Here is a 14728-nt window from a genome sequence, read left to right as displayed (position 1 = left end):
GCGATGGAGACAGGGGAGGGGGGCTCGCCCCCCCTCCCCGTCAGCCCCACCCCCAGTCGCGATATCCCCACGGAAGCCGTGCTATGTGTAACTGCAAGGAATCAACAGATTTGAAGGGCGGGAGCACGAGCACCGGAGAACTCCGCTCCTAGAGGAACGGAGTTCAAGCACCAAATGCGCGAAGTGCGCAGCACGGCTGCCGGGACGTAAAAAAAGTTATTCGGATTTCTTCTTGAAGAACAGCCTGCAGTGGCAGGTTCCCTGCTCTTCGATCTCTTTCTCGTGGTAGATGCAGGGGCAGATGATGATCCGGTCTTTCTCGGGGTCCCCGCTCCGGAGCCTGCAGGGGCAGTATGCCGCCCCGAACCGCTCCTTGTTCCGGGCAAGCCCGCGAAGGACGGCCGAGAGTTGTTTCTCGTCGACGTTCAACACGTAGCCTTTCTCCTTCGCGTACTCCTTTGCCCCGGCTTGCGCCTCTTCGATCCCTTCTTCGGTCATGACAGGACTCCTAGTGCATGGCTCTCCGACGCCCGTGCTCTTCGATATAGGCCATCATCGAGTTAAAGATTTTGACACCGTCCTCCGATCCGAGCGCGGATTCACTCGCCCGCTCGGGATGCGGCATCATCGCAAGCACGTTTCCGGCCTCAGAGAGGACGCCGGTGATGTTCTCCGCCGATCCGTTCGGGTTACTCTCCGGGGTTACGTTGCCCTGCTCGTCGCAGAACCGGAACGCGACCCTTCCCTCCCGATTCAGCCGTGCGAGCACCTCGCCGGGGGCGACGTACCGCCCTTCCTTATGGGCGATCGGCACCCGGATCACCTCTCCCTCCCGGTAGAATGCAGTGAACGGGGAGGTGGCGTTCTCGACGCGGAGGTGGACGTGCCGCGAGATGAACTTCGGGTAAGCGTTCAGCGTGAAGGTGCCCGGGACCAGTCCTGCCTCCGAGCCGATCTGCGCGCCGTTGCAGATCCCGAGGACCAGTCCCCCGCTCTTCGCGTGCCTGATGAGTTCGGCCATGATCGGGGTCCGGGCGGCGATGGCCCCCGCCCGGAGGTAGTCGCCGTAGGAGAACCCCCCCGGGAGCACCACGGCATCATAGGGCCGGGCAAGACCGTCCTTGTACCAGACGAGGTCCGTATCCACCCCGCAGACGTCCGCGAGGACGTGATAGGTGTCCCGGTCGCAGTTGCTGCCGCCGAACTGTACCACAGCAAACCTCATGCCTCACTCGACCTCGATCGTGTAGTGATGAATGACCGGGTTTGCGAGGAGCCGCTCGCACATCTGTCCTGCCTCTCTCTTTGCCGCCGCTGCATGCGGTGCGTCGAGCGTGATCCGGAAGAGCCGCGCCGTGCTCAGGTCTTCGGTCGGGAACCCCAGGTTCGCGAGGGCGTGCTGGATGGCACGCGCTTCGGGGTTCAGCATTCCCTCTTTGAGTCCAATGGTGATGGTTACGTTGTACTTCATGCAGGTTCACCCCATGGTGGGGAGAGTATTCGTTTCGCGACGGCGGCGTAGGTCTCCATGACGTCCCCCTTACCGAAACGGTAAACGTCCTTATCAAGAGACGTTCCGGTCTCTTTGTCCCAGAGCCGCATCGAGTCCATGCTGATCTCGTCGCCGACGACGATCTCTCCCTCGTAACGGCCGAACTCGATCTTGAAATCGACCAGGGTGATGCCGCGCAGGTCAAGATACTCCGAGAGCAGCTCGTTTATCGCGAGTGCCGTGGCCTTGATCTGGTCGAGTTCCTCGGGTGTGGCAAGCCCGAGAGCGTAGATCAGGTCGTCGTTCAACATCGGGTCGTGGTGAGCGTCGCTCTTGTAGTCGATGATGATCACCGGCGGGTCGAGCGGTTCTCCCTCCCGGAACGGGTACCGGCGCACGATGGACCCGGCCGCGACGTTCCTGACGATCACCTCGAGCGGGATCATCGTGAGGCTCCGCACGGCAATGACGGCGGGCTCGACGCTTGCGAGGTAGTGGGTCCGGATCCCGTGATCTTCCAGGTACCTGAAGAAGAAAGACGAGACCTCTGTGTTATATCTCCCCTTGCCGCCCAGGGTATCCTTCTTCTCGCCGTCGAACGCCGTGATGTCGTCCCGGAACTTCATGATGTACACTTCCGGGTCGTCTGTGCGATAGACGGACTTAGCCTTCCCTGTGTAGAGGAGGTCAACCTGTTTCATGGCCAAATCTCCTGATATGTGTTGTCGGGATAAATGATGAGGTTATGCACCCCGGCCCCCGCCCGGTGCCGCAATCCTCTCCGCGAGCTGCCGGATCAGGGGTTCGAGCAGGGGGGAGTACCAACCCTTCTTGATGTACTGCGGGTAGATGCAGAGCCGTTCGCGGAGTTCGGCATCGCCGGCCACCTTCCTGAGTTCTTCGATCTGCGGCCAGGGGTGCTCCGGGTTGACGTAGTCGATGGTGAGCGGGGAAACCCCGCCGAGGTCGTCCACGCCGCACCCGACCAGGTAGCCTGCGTCCGCGAGGTTCGGGGGTATCTGCACCGCCACGTCCGCCGGGAGGACCTCCCGGGCAAGGGTTATCGTCGCACAGAACTCTTCGGTATCGGGCACCGGGGTGTCTTCCATCGGAGTTCCGGGCTTCGGGCAGAAGTTCTGTACGATCACTTCCTGGATGTGGCCGAACCGTGCATGGAGGTCCCGGATGACCCCAAACGACTCCTCGCGGTCCTCCATCGTCTCGCCTATCCCGACCAGAATGCCGGTCGTGAACGGAATCGAGAGTTTCCCGGCGTTCTCGATCATCTCGATCCGGACCGCCGGGTCCTTTCCCGGGGAATCCCGGTGCGCGGCGACGTCCGCGGTCGTCTCGAGCATCAGCCCCATGCTCGCGTTCACCTCGCGGAGCCGGTCGAGTTCGGCGTAGGTGAGGATGCCGGCGTTGGTGTGCGGCAGGAGCCCCCGTTCGATGGCGGCAAGGGAGAGGTCGTAGACGTAGTCGAGGATATCTGCGTAGCCCAGCCGCCCGAGCATTTCGGCAAAGCCGGACACCCCGCCCGGCCGTTCCCCGAAGGTGAAGAGCGCCTCAGTGCAGCCGAGGGCCGCGCTCGCTTCCAGGGTCCGGATCGCTTCATCGGGAGGCATGATGCACCCCTCCCGCACGGGGGTGCGGAAACAGCAGTAGCCGCAGCGGTTTACGCAGACCGTCGTCAGGGGAAGAAACGCGTTCCTTGAGAAGGTGATCACGCGGCGGTGCATGGATATATTTCGGCACCTCCCCACATGAAGGTTCGGGAAACGATGTTCCCGAAGGGAACGGAGTTTGAGAAAACGCGAAGCGTTTTCGAGTAACGACTTCCCCGCAGGGGAAGGAGTTCGAGCACCGCCAGGTGTGAGTAACGACGTTCCTAAGGGACGGAGTCCGAGAAAACGCGAAGCGTTTTCGAGCAACGATGTTCCGCAGGAACGGAGCATGAGCACCGCCAGGTGCGAAACGACTCCCGATGCACCCTCGCGCGACGATGCAGGGATGCCTCCTCCGGAAGTGCTTTTCAATCCCCCGATACTACCGGGTAGTCAATGGGTGTGGGCGATACGACCTGGTGGAGGTATTCTCCAGAGCCTGAGCCAGCCAGTCCCCGCCGCACTGGAAACGATGCCTTTTTGATACTGCCCCGACAACCGTTTTGCGATGTACTTCCACGCGCTCATCCCCTTTAAGCCCATAAACCCCAAGACGCGCCTCTCCTGCATCCTCAACCAGGAAGAGCGGGAGGCGTTCGCCCGGGCGATGCTTGAGGACGTGATCGCTTCCGTGCAGAAGTCCGGGTGCAGCGCCACCCTGCTCTGCACCCACCCCTTCAAACACGAGAACGCGCTCGTCGCCGTCAGGAAGGAGTCGTTGAACGAAGCGATCAACTGGGCGCTCGGGCAGTTCCACTGCCCGGCGCTCATCATCATGGCCGACCTCCCCCTGGTGACCGCCGGGGATATCCAGCGGCTGATCCGCACCGAGAAGGATATGGCCATCGTTCCGGGCCGGGGCGGCGGGACGAACGTCATATTCCTCAAAAAGCCGCAGTGCTTCCGTGCCGACTTCTACGGCGCAAGTTTCCTCGACCACCTGCGGGTTGCAGCAGAGTGCGGCTTCTCCGTCGAGGTGATCGACTCGTTTAGGATGTCGACCGACGTCGACGAGAAGGAAGACCTGGTCGAGATCCTCATCCACGGAAAAGGGAGAAAAAGCAGGGAGTTCCTGGAGAGTTCAGGATTTTCTATCGCCATCGACGAGAAGGGACGGGTCGGCGTGCAGCGCGACCCCCATGAAGAGGCACTCTGAAGCGTCGATGGCGGCGACCCCGGCGTCATCGCCGACGGGAAGCCCGGTCCCCCGCACCACTGCTGCGGGGACGCACTCGCCTGCCTCCCCCATCACGAGTTCGGCGGCCGATGCGATGCAGTCCGCCACCGCCCTTTTTGTGACCTCGAGTTCGCGGCCGAAGAGATCTTTTTTTCCGCGCTCATCGATCACCGAGGGGATGCCCGAACACCCGATGGCGACCCCGCTGCATCCGAGGCGCATCGCGTGCGTCCGGGAATCGGCGACGATGACGCCGACATCGGCCCCCGATCGCTCCGCGATCGCGGCACGGATACGCGCCGCGGATGCGTCCGCATCAAGGGGCAGGAGGACAACGGACCCCTCCGGGGCGTTCGAGGCGTCTATCCCGGCGTTCGGGAGAAGCGTCCCATTCTTCATGCAGAGCAGGAACCCCGGGATGCCCCCGACGACCCGGTCGCTCTCCTGGAGCACCACCTCGACATGGCGGGGGTCCATGTGGTATTCTTCGGCGAGCCGGAGGGCTTCTGCCGACGGTTCGATATCGGCCAGCCTCACGACCCGCCCCTCAGCGGTGGCCAGAGCCGACTCCGCAACGACCACGACATCCCCGTCTTCAAAGCCCCGGCACTCCGAGCGTTCGGCGGCCGAAAGAATGTGCGCCGCCATATCGTCGCCGGGGCTGAGCAGGGGGGTTGCAAGGCCGTAAACCGAGAACGATGGTGGTGTCATTTCTGCCTCATCGTCTCATAAACCCGCAGGAGGTCGGCTGTCTCGGCAACATCGTGGCTCCGCACCACTGCGGCTCCTGCCGCAACAAGCATCGCCGTGAGCGCGAGGGTGCCCGCGAGCCGGTCTTCGGGCCCTCTTCCGAGCAGGTCCCCGATGAACGTTTTCCTTGAGACCGCGGCGAGCACCGGGCGGCCGAAGGCCAGGAACGAGGAGAAGTTCCGGCAGAGTTCCCAGTCATCCTCGCTCGTCCGCTCAAGGGTCCATCGCCCGACGGCGGGGTCGAGGACATATTCATCTATCCCGAGAAGCGCGCACCTCTTCACGACCGCTTCGAGGGCTTCACGTGTGGCGGCAAGTCCGACGGCGTCGCCGGGCTGCCGGAAACTCGCCATCGCGAATACCGGCAGCCCGGAGTCGGCGACCGCCCGCGCATAGCGCTCGTCGGCAAGCCCGGAGATATCGTTCACCGCATGGACGTCGTGGCGGAGACAGACCTCGAGCACCTCCGGGTGCCGGGTATCCACCGAGATGGTGATCCCGGTCCCGCCGAGTTCTGAGAGAGCCGCATCCATCCGTGCCGCTTCTTCGGCGACGGTGATGGCAGGAGAGCCCGGGGCCGTGCTCCGCGCCCCGAGGTCGATCATATCGGCGCCCGAATCAAGCATCGCAAGGGCCCGGTCGTAGATTTGCCCGACCGGGGTATAGGAGCCCCGGTAGAACGATTCGGGGCTGCAGTTGATGACGCCCATCAGGCGAACGGGAGCGCCGCTACCTATCCGGAGGCGGTTTACCGTGCAGTGTTGTTTCAGCATGTCCTCAACTTGGCCGCCCTGAAGGTGTTCTCCATCAGCGTCGCGATCGTCATGGGGCCGACGCCGCCGGGGACCGGGGTTACCGCTCCCGCCCGGTCTTTCACCGCCTCGAAGTCGACGTCGCCGCAGAGTTTGCCCTGCTCATCGTAGTTTATTCCGACATCGATGACCGTCGCGCCTTCCTTCACCATGTCCGGTCCGACAAATTTCGCTTTTCCTACGGCGCTGACCAGGATGTCGGCTCCTTTCATCTCGGCCTCGAGGTTCCTCGTCTTCGAGTGGCATATGGTGACGGTCGCGTCGGCGTTCAGGAGCAGGGCGGCCATGGGCCTGCCCACATCGATACTCCGGCCGACGACGACCGCCCGCCGGCCTTCGGTCGGGATATCGTACTCCTCGAGGATTGTCATGACCCCCTGCGGGGTGCAGGGGGCAAAGACCGGCGTTCCGGCAAGCAGCCTGCCGAGGTTGCAGGGGTGGAACCCGTCCACGTCCTTTTCGGGTGCGACCGCATCGATAACGCGGGTGGTGTCCACCTGCGACGGGAGCGGCAGCTGGACCAGGATGCCGTTGATATCCGGATCGTTGTTGAGGCGCGCGACCGCCTCGAGCACCCGCTCGGTGGAGGCGTCCGCCGGGAGCTCGATCCCGATCGACCCGATCCCTACCCGTTCGCACGCCCGGTGCTTCATGCGGACGTACATCTGCGATCCGGGGTCTTCGCCCACGATGACGGTCGCGAGGCGCGGATAGAGCCCGGACTCTTCTATTCTCTCCTTGAGGAGCTCAAGCCTCTTCTCCGAGACCGCTTTGCCGTCGAGTATCATACTACTTCAGGGTAGAGGGGATACTTGCTCGCGAGAGCAATAACCTCTTCTCTCACTTCGTCGATCGCCTTCTTCGATGTCCTGTCTCTCGCGATATCCTTGACGACACGGGCGATCCAGTAGGCGATCTGTTTCATCTCCTCCTCTTTCATGCCGCGGGAGGTGACCGCCGGCGTGCCGATCCGTAGCCCGCTCGTCACGAAGGGGCTGAGCTGTTCGCGGGGGATGGTGTTCTTGTTCACGGTGATGCCGGCTTCGCCGAGCGCGGTCTCGGCCGCAAGGCCCGTGAGGTGCTCGCCGTTCGTGGAGACCCCGGTCAGGTCGAGCAGGATGAGGTGGTTGTCGGTGCCGCCGGAGACGAGGTCGAGCCCTTCCTGGCTTAGGACGTTGGCCATCGTCTTTGCGTTCTTGACGACCTGCCCGCAGTAGTCTTTGTATGCAGGGGTCAGGGCTTCCTTGAAACAGACCGCCTTTGCGGCGATGGTGTGCATCAGCGGGCCGCCCTGCATGCCCGGGAAGATGGATTTATCGATTGCCTGGGCATCCTCCATGCTGCACATGATGGCCCCGCCGCGGGGGCCGCGCAGGGTCTTGTGCGTCGTCGTCGTCACGATGTCGACGACCCCGACCGGAGAGTTGTGGTATCCGGTCGCGCAGAGTCCGGCGATGTGGGCGATGTCGGCCATGCACCGTGCGCCGACGCTGTCCGCGACCTCCTGGAAGGCCTTAAAGTCGATCTCGCGCGAGTAAGCGCTCGCACCGCAGACGATCATCTGCGGCTTCACCATCCGTGCCAGGTCCTCGATTGCCGCGTAGTCGAGCGTCTCTGTCTCGGGGTCGACGCCGTAGTGGAAGATGGAGTACCAGCGTCCGGTGATATTGACCGGCGAGCCGTGGGAGAGATGGCCGCCCTGGGTGAGGCTCTGGCTCATGATCTTGTCTTTATAGGCGAGGTGGGCAAAGTAGACCGCCTGGTTTGCCTGGCTCCCCGAGTGCGGCTGGACGTTTGCGTGCTCCGCCCCGAAGAGCTCACACATCCGGTCGCGCGCCAGGTTCTCCACGACGTCATGGAACTCGCAACCTCCGTAGTAGCGTTTGCCGGGGTACCCCTCGGCATATTTATTGGTCATTATAGAACCCATCGCCTCGAGGACTGCCTTGCTCACGACGTTCTCGGAGGCGATCAATTCCAACCCATTGATCTGACGCAGGCGCTCTTTCTCGATGAGGCCCGCGACTTCTGGATCGAAGTTTGCCAGACTAGACATGCAGAAAAAGGTTGCCGCGGTGAGGTAATATTCTTTCTTTTATACGTGTTTGTGTATGACGGCTGCCTGTACGGCACCTGCCGTTTTTTCCTCTCGACAGCATCCCGGATAAAATGTAATAATTCTTCTTTTGGGCAATCTATAGTAATATTATTACGTAATTATTATCAAGGATTAGCTTGAGGGAGATAATGGCGCAGAAAGATGCGAGGATACGGTTTCTTGAGCGAGAACTTGCGGAGCGCGAAAAGGAGATGGAGACGATGAAGGAGCATACACACCGGCCGGCATCGGAAACGGGAGATGAACGCCTGCGCGATCTGGAGCGGAAGGTACGGGAGCTCGAGGCGCTGGTGAAAGGCCTGACGGAAGAGATTCTGGATGTCAAGTCCGTGGCGATGAAACTCTCCCGGGACGTCGAGGAACGCCGGAAGAAGCCGGTGGTTGCCGCAGAGAAGAAAGCCGAGGCCACGCTCCAGACTGAGCCCCGCGCCGGCGCCGAGTCCCCGCCCGCGCGTGCCGCCGAACCCCGGAGCCCCGCGCGTCCGGCAGAGAAGCATCCGGCCACGCCCGCCCCGGAAGATGAGGATCTGGAACTCATCATGCAGAACGACGGGACGCTGAAACCGGAGCCGAGGAGAACCTCGGAGTACATCGTCGCCAGCACCGGATCCCGGAGCACCCCGGCGAAAGGCCGGATGAAAGGCGGCAAGTCGTCCGAACGGAAGCTCTTCGTCGAGCAGAAGGAACGGCCGGTGGATGATGTCATCCAGGCTGAAGAGGACGACACGGTCGACCTTTGATCGGTAGGTTAAGGGAGTCTCGTCCTTGTACATCACGCAGCTTGAGATAGACAACTTCAAGTCTTTCGCAAGAAAGACGAAAATTCCTTTTTTTGAAGGATTTACAGTCGTCTCAGGCCCGAACGGATCCGGAAAGAGTAACATCATCGACAGTATCCTCTTCGTCCTGGCCCTCTCGGGTGCGCGGGGGCTGCGGGCCGAGAAGTTGACCGATCTCATCAACGTCAACTCCGGGAAGAACACCGCCGAGGTGACGGTCACGTTCTCGGACGGCACGACGATCCGCCGCCGGATCAAGCGGACGCCGACGGGGTACTACAGTTACAACTATCTCAACAACCGCCTCTGCAAACAGGGCGACGTCATCGAGTTCCTGGCAAAGATCGGAATCAAGCCCGAAGGCTACAACGTCGTGATGCAGGGCGATATCACCCGCATCATGGAGATGACCGACGGCGAGCGGCGAAAGATCATCGACGAGATAGCGGGTGTCGCCGAGTTCGATCACAAGCGCGGACAGGCGTTCTCGGAACTTGAAGTCGTGCGGGAACGGCTCGAGCGTGAGGAGATCCTCTTAAACGAGCTCGTGGCGAGGCTGGATGCGCTCCAGCACGAGCGCGAGCAGGCGGTGGAGTACCGGCGGTGGCAGGGAGAACTGGAACACCTCGGGCAGTGCCGGGGGGCGGCGCTCGTCCGGCAGAAAGAGCAGGAGATCGGCACTCTCCACGATCTCGCGCACGACCAGCAGGCAGCGCTCGAGCGCAACGCCGGCGAGATTGAGACTGTCCGCGCGAGCATCGAGGAGGCGCGCGGGCGCCAGCAGGCCGTCGACGAGGAGATAAACCATAAAAGCGGCCCCGAGTACCTCGAACTCGTCGGGCGGCTCGAAGAGGCGCGGGGCGCGATCAAGCTCGGTGAGAAGACCATCGAGCGGCTGAAGGTCAGCCGGGACGAGAACCTCGAGGCGGTCCAGCGGATCTACATGGACAGCAAGCGTGCCGAGGCGAAAGTCGAGGAATGCGCCGGGCAGATCCGCAACCTCTCGATCGACCGGGCGAACCTTGCCATGGAACTCGCGACGCAGCGCGACGAGATGAAGGCGGTCGAGGAGCGTATCGCAAGCGAGAGCAAGGAGGTCGAGGGGATAAAGGACCAGCTCTTCGCCCGGCTGCAGGACCTCGAGAGCAAAAAGGAGCTCCGGGCGAAGATCCTCCGCGAGCAGGACATCTTCATCGAGAAGAGCCGGATGCGGACATCGGAGCGGGAACGTCTGGACGCGCGCATCCAGCAGGTCGAGGAGGAGCTCGCGAACAAGCAGGAGCAGGTCGCGGACTATTCTTCCTGCATGGCCGACTGCGAAGCGCAGAAGCGGCAGATCGAGCGCGACCTCTCCGAGGCCGAGAGTACGCTCTTTGCGCGGCGGTCGGCGCTCGACCGACTGAAGAAAGAGATCCGGGAGAACGAGCAGAGCCTGATGCGCCTTGAGGCGCAGCAGCAGGCGCACGGCGATGCCGGCGGGAAGGCGATGGATGTCGTCCTCGGCATGGAGGGCGTCCACGGTATCGTCGCGCAGCTCGGGCGCGCGCCGCCGGAGTACGCGACCGCGCTCGATGTGGCGGCGATGGGGCGGCTCCGCTGGGTGATCGTCGATACCGACGCGGTGGCGTCCGATGCGATCCGCTACTTAAAAGAGAACCGCCTCGGGCGGGTCACCTTCCTGCCGCTCAACAAACTCCGGCCCCCGATCCTCTCGCCGCTCGAGGCCGACCCGGGTATCGTCGGCTACGCGGTCGACCTCCTGGAGTTCGACCCTGCGTTTGAACGCGCGTTCCGGGTCGTCTTCGGCGCGACGGTGGTGGTGGATACCCTCGAGCGGGCGCGGCGGCTGATGGGCCGGTACAGGATGGTCACCCTGGAAGGGGACTTCGTCGAGAAGAGCGGCGCCATGACCGGCGGCTCCCAGGCAAAGAAGAAGGTCCGCGGGTTCGGGGTGGCGGTCGACGACGAGATCGCCCGGGTCCGTGCGACGCTTGCCGAACTCGAAGCGGAGGCGGCGGAGATCGAGGCGTCCATCGGCCGCCTTGCCGTGGCTGCGGAGGCAAAACGGGCTGAGCGGAGTTCGATCGACGAGCAGGTTGCGCGCTACCGCATGCTGGTGGACGAGTTCCAGAAGCGCACCGAAGTGCTCGCGGGGGAAAGGCAGACCCTGGGAGAGACCCTGCAGGACCTGCTCGAGAGCGCGAAGACCGGCGGCGAGGAACTTGCGCGGCTTGAGGCCGATCTCGAACGGACCGCCGGCGAGATCGCGCAGCTCTCGGCGGAGGTCGACGACCTCAAGAAGAAACTCGACGATACCGAGGTTCCCGTTCTCACCGAGCAGTACGAGTTACTCCGTAAGGCGGTCGAGGATATCGAGCGCCGGCTCCGGAACAAGGATGCCGACATCACCGATGCCAAACGGGAGCGGCAGCACTTCGCAAACCGCATCGAGGAACTCGCCGCGGAGCGGGGCCGCCTGGAGGTGAAGAACCAGGAGATCGACAGCGAGATAAAGGCGACAGAGGAGCAGATCGAGGATCAGCGCCGCCTGATCGTGCAGCTCGAGGCGCGGCAGAAGGAGTTCTCCGACGAGCTCGCCGGCCTGCATGAAGAACGGGACCGGATCCTCGAGGAGATCAGGGTGCTGGACCAGCGCTCTATCGAGCTCTCGGCTGCGGCGGAACGCATCCGGATGCAGATCGATGCCCTCGATGAGCGGGAACGTTCGCTCTTAGCAGAACTTTCGGTGCTCCGGGAGCAGGCCGGCGACGTGGAGACCGATCTCGACCTCGCCGCCATCGATGCCGGGATTGCGGAGGCCGAGCGGGCGCTAAAGAAGATCGGTGCGGTGAACATGCTCGCGATCGAGGAGTGCGACCGGGTCGCTGCCCGCGTCGAGGAGAGGACCGAGAAGAAGGAGGTGCTCTCGCGGGAGCGGATGATGCTTCTCGAGCGGATCGAGAAGTATGAGAAGATGAAGTATGACGCCTTCATGACCGCTTTTTCCGCGATCGACACGAACTTCCGGGATATCTTCGCGCGGTTGACCGACGGGAGCGGGAGGCTGATCCTCGACAACGAGGAGGACCCGTTTGCCGGCGGCATGACGTTTGCCGTGCAGCCGCGCGACAAGAAGGTCCATCTCCTCTCGTCACTCTCCGGGGGCGAGAAGTCGCTTACCACGCTCGCGTTCATCTTCTCCATCCAGCAGTACATGCCCGCGCCGTTCTACGCACTCGATGAAGTCGATATGTTCCTCGACGGGAACAACGTCGGCCGGATTGCTTCCATGATGAACGAACTCTCCGGGAGCGCGCAGTCGATCATCGTCTCGCTTCGAAAGCCCATGATCGAGCGCGCCGACCGCATCGTGGGCGTGACGATCCGTCCCGACAAGAGCACCTACGTGACCGGTGTGCAGAACAATGGATGAAGAACCTGTCGAGATCCTGGCGGGCATGGCCGAGCGCGGAGAAGTCGATCCCTGGAACATCGATATCGTGGATGTGACGGATCGCTTCCTCGCCGAGCTCGACCGACGCAAGGAACTGGATCTCCGGGTCTCGGGGAGGACGCTCTTTTATGCTGCCTGTCTGCTGCGCCTGAAGTCGGATTATCTCGACGGATGGGACGGCGAAGAGGATGAAGAGTTGTTTGCGGACGATGAAGACGAGCCGTTCGCGGATCTCGGGTTCGACTTCGAGTCGGCCGGCGATCTTGAGCCGATGGGCCGCCTGGAGCGGGAGATCCAGCGCCGCTTAGGAAGGAAGAGCCTGCGGAAACGCCCGCCGGTCACGCTCTACGAACTCATCAAGCAACTGAAGACGGCGGAGAAGGAGCAGCGCCGCAAGCAGCGCAGAAGGGTGTCTGTGCCCCGCGAACCGGATCTCGACCTCAACGCCGGGGACGTGGTGGCGGTAGCGCACGATGAGGGATACCAGAATGCGGTCTCGGTCGTGATGGAGGAATTCCGACGGGCCGCCCGGAACGGGGATATCCTGACCCTCGGCGACTTATCCGGAACGATGGGGCGGACCCGCCGCGAAGTCTACATCCCGCTCCTGTTCCTGATGCTTGAGGGCAAACTCGCGCTCTGGCAGGACGAGTTCTTCGGCGAGATCTATGTCGGCGACCGGATTCCTGAGAGTGGCGTCGAAGAGGACCCCCGTGCCGAGTCGCCCTCTGCCTGATGAGCGCGTGCCGATATTGTGTCGTTAATCCTGCTGTTTTGTTGACCGTCCAGTCGTACCCGGGCTCCGGGGCATTGCGCGCGCAGCAGTATTTTCTGCGCTTCGGGTGCCCATTGTGGGCATCTGTGCGGCAACTCCGGGTTGCTCTATGACGGGATGCCGTTTTTTACGCGGGGCCGGGGTAAATGTATAAATACCTCCGGCAACAACATGTAGTAGTCAAGTTGGAAGCAAATTTCGTGCTGGATTCTGCATTTTTGTGCAGAATGGCCGAAACTTCCAATGCATGTGGGGGTACAAGCATATGGCTTGGACCTGACGAAGCGAGGGAATGCTTATATAGCATTGGTGACAACATTGCAAGGCTGTGTTGTCAGGGCGTCGGACCGTGCAGCCCGTTCCGGGTGGTCTGGTCTGTGCCCCTTCAACCGTTGTGAGGGCCCAAGCATCGACTTGGGTCTGATACGGGTTGACAATGTTTATATGTCCGGAGATTCAACGGGTATTCTCACAAGATGTATCGGCGCCCGCACAATGCGGGCGTCCTGATGCGATCGGTCCGGGAATATGCGATGGGTTCCTGGCCCGGGCCCTGAAGCGGGAACACAATGTTTATATGCGATAACTCGCAAACATTAATCCCTGCACGGGTGAAGCGGGGCGACCGGGGTTCGAATCCCTGGTCGTGCTCCGCGATTGGGTCGGGAATTCGCTCTGAATTTCCGGAACGGGCCTGAAGCAGGATGGGAATGTTTATATGTAATGAAATACAAACATTAATTCCTGCGCAGGTGAAGCGACCTGGTCTGATTCGGGTCGGGTTTCCCTGTAATCAAAGGATATGAAGATCCGAGTCTGACTCGGATCCGATACAGGAAACACATGTTTAAATATTTACAAAATAAACATTGTTTTCCTGTTGATGGAGAATCAACGCGACCGCCATTGAGCGGGTTGGTTCTGACGTTGGCATTGGCAATGCGGAAATTTGTTCAGTAACCGCTAATTCCTCCCAAGTTTAGTAGTGTGCATTACTTCCAAATTCTGGTTGATCCTGCCAGAGGTCACTGCTATCGGGGTTCGATTAAGCCATGCGAGTCGAGAGGGTTCGGCCCTCGGCGTACTGCTCAGTAACACGTGGATAACCTGCCCTAAGGAAGGGGATAACCCCGGGAAACTGGGGATAATACCCTATAGGTTACAGGTGCTGGAATGCTTTGTAACCCAAAGTTCCGACGCCTTAGGATGGATCTGCGGCCGATTAGGTTGTTGTTGGGGTAACGGCCCAACAAGCCAGTAATCGGTACGGGTTGTGGGAGCAAGAGCCCGGAGTTGGATTCTGAGACACGAATCCAGGCCCTACGGGGCGCAGCAGGCGCGAAAACTTTACAATGCGGGCAACCGTGATAAGGGAACCTCGAGTGCCTGTATATGCAGGCTGTCCAGGTGTCTAAAAAACACCTGAAGAAAGGGCCGGGCAAGACCGGTGCCAGCCGCCGCGGTAATACCGGCGGCTCGAGTGGTGGCCACTTTTATTGGGCTTAAAGCGTTCGTAGCTGGGTTGTTAAGTCTCTTGGGAAATCTGACGGCTTAACCGTCAGGCGTCTAAGAGATACTGGCAATCTTGGAACCGGGAGAGGTGAGGGGTACTTCGGGGGTAGGAGTGAAATCCTGTAATCCTCGAGGGACCACCTGTGGCGAAGGCGCCTCACCAGAACGGCTTCGACAGTGAGGGACGAAAGCTG

General features: G+C 61.6%; 13 protein-coding genes and 1 rRNA gene. 5 read left to right on the top strand and 9 right to left on the bottom strand.

Annotated features, from left to right (window positions below; genetic code table 11):
- Positions 1-216: 216 nt before the first annotated feature.
- The 5 genes from BRA62_RS07665 to cofG are packed head-to-tail and all read right to left on the bottom strand — an operon-like array spanning position 217 to position 3231.
- Positions 217-498, bottom strand: a complete 282-nt coding sequence (locus tag BRA62_RS07665; protein WP_292365983.1) for a ferredoxin-thioredoxin reductase catalytic domain-containing protein — start codon at positions 496-498, stop codon at positions 217-219.
- Between the two features lie 10 nt (positions 499-508).
- The gene (gene purQ / locus BRA62_RS07660) at positions 509-1225 is read right to left on the bottom strand and encodes a phosphoribosylformylglycinamidine synthase I (RefSeq protein WP_292365982.1); all 717 of its coding nucleotides are present in this window, start codon (positions 1223-1225) and stop codon (positions 509-511) included.
- A 3-nt stretch (positions 1226-1228) separates the two neighbouring features.
- Entirely contained in the window at positions 1229-1471 is a 243-nt protein-coding gene (purS, locus tag BRA62_RS07655) for a phosphoribosylformylglycinamidine synthase subunit PurS (protein WP_292365981.1), read from the bottom strand.
- The gene (purC, locus tag BRA62_RS07650; RefSeq protein ID WP_292365980.1) at positions 1468-2193 is read right to left on the bottom strand and encodes a phosphoribosylaminoimidazolesuccinocarboxamide synthase; all 726 of its coding nucleotides are present in this window, start codon (positions 2191-2193) and stop codon (positions 1468-1470) included. Before purC ends, purS begins: the two co-directional genes overlap by 4 nt.
- Positions 2194-2235: 42 nt before the next feature.
- Positions 2236-3231 (bottom strand): 7,8-didemethyl-8-hydroxy-5-deazariboflavin synthase CofG, encoded by a 996-nt coding sequence (gene cofG, locus BRA62_RS07645; RefSeq protein WP_292365979.1) that lies wholly within the window; start codon positions 3229-3231, stop codon positions 2236-2238.
- 433 nt (positions 3232-3664) lie between these two features.
- Here cofG and cofC point away from each other — a divergent pair, with 433 nt between their 5' ends.
- Entirely contained in the window at positions 3665-4312 is a 648-nt protein-coding gene (gene cofC, locus BRA62_RS07640; RefSeq protein WP_292365978.1) for a 2-phospho-L-lactate guanylyltransferase, read from the top strand.
- Here cofC and cofE read toward each other — a convergent pair.
- From cofE to glyA, 4 genes are read right to left on the bottom strand one after another with little or no spacing between them, the layout of a single operon-like run.
- Positions 4238-5044, bottom strand: a complete 807-nt coding sequence (cofE, locus tag BRA62_RS07635) for a coenzyme F420-0:L-glutamate ligase (RefSeq protein WP_292365977.1) — start codon at positions 5042-5044, stop codon at positions 4238-4240. The two genes, cofC and cofE, sit on opposite strands and share 75 nt — an antisense overlap.
- Positions 5041-5856, bottom strand: a complete 816-nt coding sequence (gene folP, locus BRA62_RS07630) for a dihydropteroate synthase (RefSeq protein ID WP_292365976.1) — start codon at positions 5854-5856, stop codon at positions 5041-5043. Before folP ends, cofE begins: the two co-directional genes overlap by 4 nt.
- Positions 5850-6683, bottom strand: coding sequence for a bifunctional methylenetetrahydrofolate dehydrogenase/methenyltetrahydrofolate cyclohydrolase FolD (gene folD / locus BRA62_RS07625; RefSeq protein WP_292365975.1), 834 nt, complete (start codon positions 6681-6683; stop codon positions 5850-5852). Before folD ends, folP begins: the two co-directional genes overlap by 7 nt.
- Positions 6680-7951 (bottom strand): serine hydroxymethyltransferase, encoded by a 1272-nt coding sequence (gene glyA / locus BRA62_RS07620; protein WP_292365974.1) that lies wholly within the window; start codon positions 7949-7951, stop codon positions 6680-6682. The genes folD and glyA overlap by 4 nt, the downstream gene beginning before the upstream one ends.
- 191 nt (positions 7952-8142) lie before the next feature.
- Here glyA and BRA62_RS07615 point away from each other — a divergent pair, with 191 nt between their 5' ends.
- The 4 genes from BRA62_RS07615 to BRA62_RS07600 all read left to right on the top strand — a co-directional run.
- Positions 8143-8754, top strand: coding sequence for a DUF7518 family protein (locus BRA62_RS07615; RefSeq protein ID WP_292365973.1), 612 nt, complete (start codon positions 8143-8145; stop codon positions 8752-8754).
- 25 nt (positions 8755-8779) lie between these two features.
- Positions 8780-12226, top strand: coding sequence for a chromosome segregation protein SMC (gene smc, locus BRA62_RS07610; RefSeq protein WP_292365972.1), 3447 nt, complete (start codon positions 8780-8782; stop codon positions 12224-12226).
- Complete coding sequence (locus BRA62_RS07605) at positions 12219-12983, top strand: segregation/condensation protein A (RefSeq protein ID WP_292365971.1); 765 nt, start codon at positions 12219-12221, stop codon at positions 12981-12983. Before smc ends, BRA62_RS07605 begins: the two co-directional genes overlap by 8 nt.
- Before the next feature lie 1041 nt (positions 12984-14024).
- Positions 14025-14728: ribosomal RNA gene (locus tag BRA62_RS07600) — 16S ribosomal RNA — on the top strand; the annotation flags it as partial.

The sequence above is a fragment of the Methanoculleus sp. UBA208 genome (assembly GCF_002498065.1).
Classification (GTDB): domain Archaea; phylum Halobacteriota; class Methanomicrobia; order Methanomicrobiales; family Methanoculleaceae; genus Methanoculleus.
Note: the sequence above shows the minus strand (reverse complement) of the source record. Positions and strands in the feature narration are given on the sequence as shown.

Excerpts from the sequence above, each read along its gene's own strand:
- BRA62_RS07665 (WP_292365983.1), bottom strand. The coding sequence starts at position 498 with ATGACCGAAGAAGGGATCGAAGAGGCGCAAGCCGGGGCAAAGGAGTAC.
- purQ (WP_292365982.1), bottom strand. The coding sequence starts at position 1,225 with ATGAGGTTTGCTGTGGTACAGTTCGGCGGCAGCAACTGCGACCGGGAC.
- purS (WP_292365981.1), bottom strand. The coding sequence starts at position 1,471 with ATGAAGTACAACGTAACCATCACCATTGGACTCAAAGAGGGAATGCTG.
- purC (WP_292365980.1), bottom strand. The coding sequence starts at position 2,193 with ATGAAACAGGTTGACCTCCTCTACACAGGGAAGGCTAAGTCCGTCTAT.
- cofG (WP_292365979.1), bottom strand. The coding sequence starts at position 3,231 with ATGCACCGCCGCGTGATCACCTTCTCAAGGAACGCGTTTCTTCCCCTG.
- cofC (WP_292365978.1), top strand. The coding sequence starts at position 3,665 with ATGTACTTCCACGCGCTCATCCCCTTTAAGCCCATAAACCCCAAGACG.
- cofE (WP_292365977.1), bottom strand. The coding sequence starts at position 5,044 with ATGACACCACCATCGTTCTCGGTTTACGGCCTTGCAACCCCCCTGCTC.
- folP (WP_292365976.1), bottom strand. The coding sequence starts at position 5,856 with ATGCTGAAACAACACTGCACGGTAAACCGCCTCCGGATAGGTAGCGGC.
- folD (WP_292365975.1), bottom strand. The coding sequence starts at position 6,683 with ATGATACTCGACGGCAAAGCGGTCTCGGAGAAGAGGCTTGAGCTCCTC.
- glyA (WP_292365974.1), bottom strand. The coding sequence starts at position 7,951 with ATGTCTAGTCTGGCAAACTTCGATCCAGAAGTCGCGGGCCTCATCGAG.
- BRA62_RS07615 (WP_292365973.1), top strand. The coding sequence starts at position 8,143 with ATGGCGCAGAAAGATGCGAGGATACGGTTTCTTGAGCGAGAACTTGCG.
- BRA62_RS07605 (WP_292365971.1), top strand. The coding sequence starts at position 12,219 with ATGGATGAAGAACCTGTCGAGATCCTGGCGGGCATGGCCGAGCGCGGA.